The 4,986-nt window shown below is 53.5% G+C and carries 3 protein-coding genes; all 3 read left to right on the top strand.

What is annotated here, in order from left to right; genetic code table 11:
* Window positions 1–733: 733 nt before the first annotated feature.
* Entirely contained in the window at window positions 734–2,638 is a 1,905-nt protein-coding gene (locus tag B7L72_RS07160; protein WP_254893773.1) for a DUF1989 domain-containing protein, read from the top strand.
* A gap of 474 nt (window positions 2,639–3,112) precedes the next feature.
* The gene (locus tag B7L72_RS07155; protein WP_044630280.1) at window positions 3,113–4,465 is read left to right on the top strand and encodes an ammonium transporter; all 1,353 of its coding nucleotides are present in this window, start codon (window positions 3,113–3,115) and stop codon (window positions 4,463–4,465) included.
* Between the two features lie 99 nt (window positions 4,466–4,564).
* Complete coding sequence (locus tag B7L72_RS18515) at window positions 4,565–4,738, top strand: hypothetical protein (protein WP_161793469.1); 174 nt, start codon at window positions 4,565–4,567, stop codon at window positions 4,736–4,738.
* Window positions 4,739–4,986: the final 248 nt, after the last annotated feature.

Raw genomic sequence — 4,986 nt, 5'->3', positions numbered from 1 at the left:
ACGTTCAATCCAGCCACTGAGACTGATAGCCATACCTCCTCCCATCACCGACGTTCATGCCTTACGCGCGTTAGCCCTGTTACTAGCAGGTTTCATGCCAGTACAGGCTGGTTACTCCTTCGTGATTACCCCCCATGGCCGATTGTGCAGCTTCCTACTGCGAGTAAAGTATTTTTATCAGAAAGAAAATTGTTGGCGCATCACGGTTCTCCGGTGGGGGCGGGCACGCCACCTGCACCATAAAGGGAGCATCAGACGACCGCGACGCACCTTTATAGCCCCAGGCTGAACAAAACCGGAACGGACAACACGAGGTTACACTATGGGTAGTTGGCATCACTCTAAGCAGCAGGCGCTGGAAACGCCTTGCCGGCGCTATCGTATCGCTGGCCAGCATGCCCTGCGTTTACCGCTATTACCGGGGGAGCGTTTGAGCATCACGTCGCCAGATGGGGAGCAGGGCTGCGATTTGTTGGCGCTTGACCAGGATAACCAAGCCGTGACGGCTTCCATGGGGATAGCGCTGCAGCCGTCCGCCGCGCTGACACAGCGCCAGCTTGAACAGGGTAATGCGGCTGCCAAGCGGTTGAAAGCCCGGTTCGATTCTTGGCAGATTGATACTGAACTGCTGTCACAGGGAGGTCATATTCCCGGGCGGCAGTTGCCTCTTGAACTCAGCTGCCCTCTGGATAGCGCGCCGCTAACGTTGGTGCTGGTGGCCCCCGGCAACGACATGGCTGTCTCCGAGCAGTCACCCGCCACGGAACTGGACGTGATTCACTGGCACTTGCCTGAGCATTTACCGATTCTGCCAGCGCCTTTAGCCGAGCCTATTAACGACATCCACATTCCGCATAGCAGTGCGCGTACCTATCAGGTTCGTGCAGGTGAGTGGATTCAGATCATCGATGTGTCAGGCAAGCAGTGTTCGGACTTTATTGCCTTTGATAAAGATGCCCTGGACCTGGGCGAGACGGTGACCCTGGACGCGGCGGCAACACGCACGCTGGCCAATTGCGCGATGCCGCAGCCCGGCCTGTTTTCGCGCTTTGCCGATCAACGTCTTCAGCCCATGCTTGAAGTGGTGCAGGACACAGTCGGGCGGCATGACAGTTTTATGCTGGCATGTACGCCAAAATTCTACGAAGACAGCGGCTATTTTGGCCATATCAGTTGTACCGAGAATTTTAACCGTGAACTGGCGGTCTTTAACATCGCCCCTCGCGCTGGCTGGCCAGCCATCAATTTCTTTTTCAATACGCACGTTGAACCCTGCGGCACGCTATCGGCAGATGAGCCCTGGTCGCGAGCTGGCGACTATGTCCTGCTGCGCGCGAAGCGCGATCTGGTGTGTGCGTCGTCCGCGTGTCCGGACGACATTGACCCCGCTAACGGATGGACGCCCACCGATATACAGGTACGCATCTACTCAGCCGAACATGAATTTCCGCGTTCAATTGCTAACCGGACTACCCCGGAGGAACTGCCCCGCATGACACTGCAAACCGCCTTTCACCGTCGGACATCGGCCCTGACCCAGCGCTTCATTGAATATCGCGGCTACTGGCTACCCAGCGAGTTTGAAGGCTGGGGGCGGCGTGCCGAATACCTTGCCTGCCGTGAACGGGTTGCGGTCATGGACCTGACACCCTTGCGCAAGTTTGAAGTGGTGGGGCCGGATGCTGAACGCCTGCTGCAATACGCCTTGACCCGGAATGTGCGGCGTTTATCCGTTGGCGAAGTCGCTTACTCAGCCGCCTGCAATGAAACCGGCGGCATGCTCGACGATGGCACGCTTTTTCGGATGGGCGAACAGGCGTTCCGGTGGATCTGCGGCGACCCGTATAGTGGTATCTGGCTGCGTGAGCTAGCTAGCCGCCAGGGTTATAAGGTCAGTATTCGTGAGTCCACCCAGCAACTGCACAACCTGGCGATCCAGGGGCCGTTCAGCCGTGAGCTGCTCAGCCAGCTTGTGTGGAACGCTGAAACCCAGACGAGCGTCGCGCAGTTAAGCTGGTTCCATTTTATGATTGGCCGGTTGGGCGGGCCGGAGGGCATTCCTCTTATGGTCTCGCGTACCGGCTACACCGGCGAGCTGGGGTTTGAAGTCTGGTGCCACCCTGACCATGGCGAACGTCTTTGGGATACCATCTGGGAGGCGGGGCAAGCGTTCGGCTTAGCGCCCTTAGGGCTGGATGCACTGGATATGCTGCGCATCGAAGCGGGGCTGATTTTTGCTGACCATGAATTCTGCCCGGAAACCAATCCGTTTGAAGCGGGTATTGGTTTCACCGTGCCAATGAAAACCAAGGAAGACGACTTTGTTGGCCGGGAGGCGATGGCACGGCAGGCACCGGAAAGTCGCCACAAGTTAATGGGACTGATCATTCATAGTACGGAACTGGTGGATCATGGGGATCAGATCTTTCATGGACGCTTTCCGGTGGGGCAGGTGACCAGTGCTACCCAATCACCGCTGCTTAAGCAATCGATAGCCCTTTGTCGTCTGGCACCCGAGTTTGCAAGCCCTGGTACCCAGCTAGAAGTGGGTCGCCTTGATGGGCACCAGAAACGCCTGCCGGCGGAAGTGGTTGCCTTGCCGTTTTATGACAAGGAGCGTACTCGCGTGCGTAGTTAATTTAATTCCATCAAGCCAGTGATTAGAACGCACTGGCTTGGTGAAGGTCAGCACTGTCACAGTGCATGTAAAAGAATGAGTGCCCCCCGTTTTTAATGGTAATTCGACCAATCAGAAGAGTGGGTTTTGCTAGTAAAAAGGAAGTGTTGATTTGCCAGGGTAATGTTCAGTGACGTTTTGTTTTCGCGATATTTTAGACAATAAAGCATCGTTTGATGGGCTGGATAAGATGTTTTTCTGCGCTGATGGAGTTTTGGCATGCATGTTGCTCTATTTAACTTAAGGCGTTTAAAAAGGCTGCTGTTAATGTTGGGATGAGCGTTGGCTAGTAGCCGTTTTAATGCTGTTTATAAAGGTAAGTGTTAAAGAATCATCGTCATTGAATGCAACAGAAAATGGTTTATTACTACGAAAACTCTCTGGTTAAAACAGCCAGGTGATTTCACCGTCACGCTTTACACATAGGGGAACAACATGACGACCGATGAACTAAAAGGCATCTTCGAGATGCATCAGGCAATGAACATAGAGGTGTTTTACTGGTGGTGTATTGCCATTATGTTCCTGATTCACGCAGGTTTCCTGTCTTACGAAATTGGTGCCTCGCGCACCAAGAATGCGCTGGCATCAGGGATGAAAAACATCCTTACGCTGGCGTCAGTGATTCCGGCCTTCTATTTTGTGGGCTGGTGGATTTACAACGCTTTTCCCAATGGCCTGATTCCCATTGATGCCTCGGCGGCGCTTCCCTGGAGCGCCAGTATGCGCCCTGATGTCAACGATATGGGCACAGGGATATTCTTCGCGGCGTTCGCTCTTTTTGGGGCGACTACAGGCTCTATCCTTTCTGGAGCCGTCATCGAACGAATTCGTTTGAGTGCCTTCCTGACACTTGCCGTCATATTGGGGGGTGGCGTATGGATACTGGCCGGGTCCTGGGGCTGGCACCCAAGCGGCTGGCTACTCACCCAGTTTGGCTATCATGATGTTGGGGCAGCAGGGGTCGTCCATGCGGTTGCCGGGTTCTTTGCCCTAGGAGTATTGATGAACCTGGGCGCCAGAATTGGCAAGTTTAAAAACGGTAAGCCCCAGGCAATCCCACCGCACAACATGCCAATGTCGTTGCTTGGGCTGATGATGATCATTGTCGGTTTCTTCGGTTTTCTCGGCGGCTGCATCATCTTCAATACCGGCGATATTGGCTGGACGACCATTTATGGAACCCAGACCAACCTGTCGGCTTTTGCCTTCAACACTGTCATGGGTTTTGCAGGCGGTGTTATCGGAGCCTACCTGATATCAAGAGACCCCTTCTGGACCATGTCAGGTGGCTTGGGCGGTATCATCACCGTGGCAGCCGGTCTGGATCTTTACTATCCCGGCCTGGCGTTTGCGCTGGCGGCCAGCGGTGGTGCGTTAATGGCCAAAGTGGGCAACTTCCTTGAACAGCGCGGCCTGGATGACTCTGTGGGCGCCTTTGCGGTTCATGGTTTCTGCGGTTTTTACGGCGTCGTGCTGGTGGGTATCTTCGCGGCAGGGTTTGCCAATGCAGAAGGGATGCCGGATATTTCTTTCACCGGCCAGTTGGTAGGCGCTGTGGTTATGGCGTTAACCGGCTTTATCCCAGGTTGGGGAATCTCTTACGCATTGAAAAAGTTCAACCTACTGCGTGTACCACCACATGTTGAAGTACTAGGGCTTGACCTGGTGGAAATATCGGCGAGGCCCTATCCTGAAACCGAGTCTCCACAAGGTCATTCGCCTCAGGGCGTTCATGGTGGATTAAACAAAGCGTTCCCCATGGCGAAAAGGCAGGATATTAGTTAATCGCGATAACTCTGCATCTTACCTCGAGCATGCGCTAAATAATGATCATGTAAAAAAGTAGTTGCCAGACATATCCTAAGAAACGTTGAGGAGACAACAATGGAAACCAGTACCGATTTGCAAAGTGCCATTAATTACCTGTTCTTTTCCAGTCATCCCGCTATTATCTCGGCGAGTTTGATCGTTGGCGTAGGTTTATGCCTTTTATTAACGGTCAGTATTATAAAGCACGAAAATGCGGCATTTAAAAAACATGAGTCCACTCAGCAATAATGCATTATTGCGATAAACATCGGTGCATGGTCATTAACCCGCCTTATTCACGAGGGCGCTGATTGAGCGGTCTGAAGGTACTGGCTGTTGGCATTGCTTATCAGGATTCGCATCTTCAGCGCGAGTGGCTGTTGAGTAATGCCAGAACGCAGCCCTTTTCCTACTTACTTATAGCTCTTTGGAATCAATTGCGGCCGTCCAAGCAGACGTGATCGCCGACCCCTGCTCCAGTCGCTCGCTTTCTGATG

It is taken from the genome of Halomonas sp. BC1, assembly GCF_002078135.1.
GTDB lineage: Bacteria > Pseudomonadota > Gammaproteobacteria > Pseudomonadales > Halomonadaceae > Vreelandella > Vreelandella stevensii.
The sequence above is the reverse complement of the archived record's forward strand: the minus strand, read 5'-3'. Positions and strand labels throughout refer to the sequence as shown.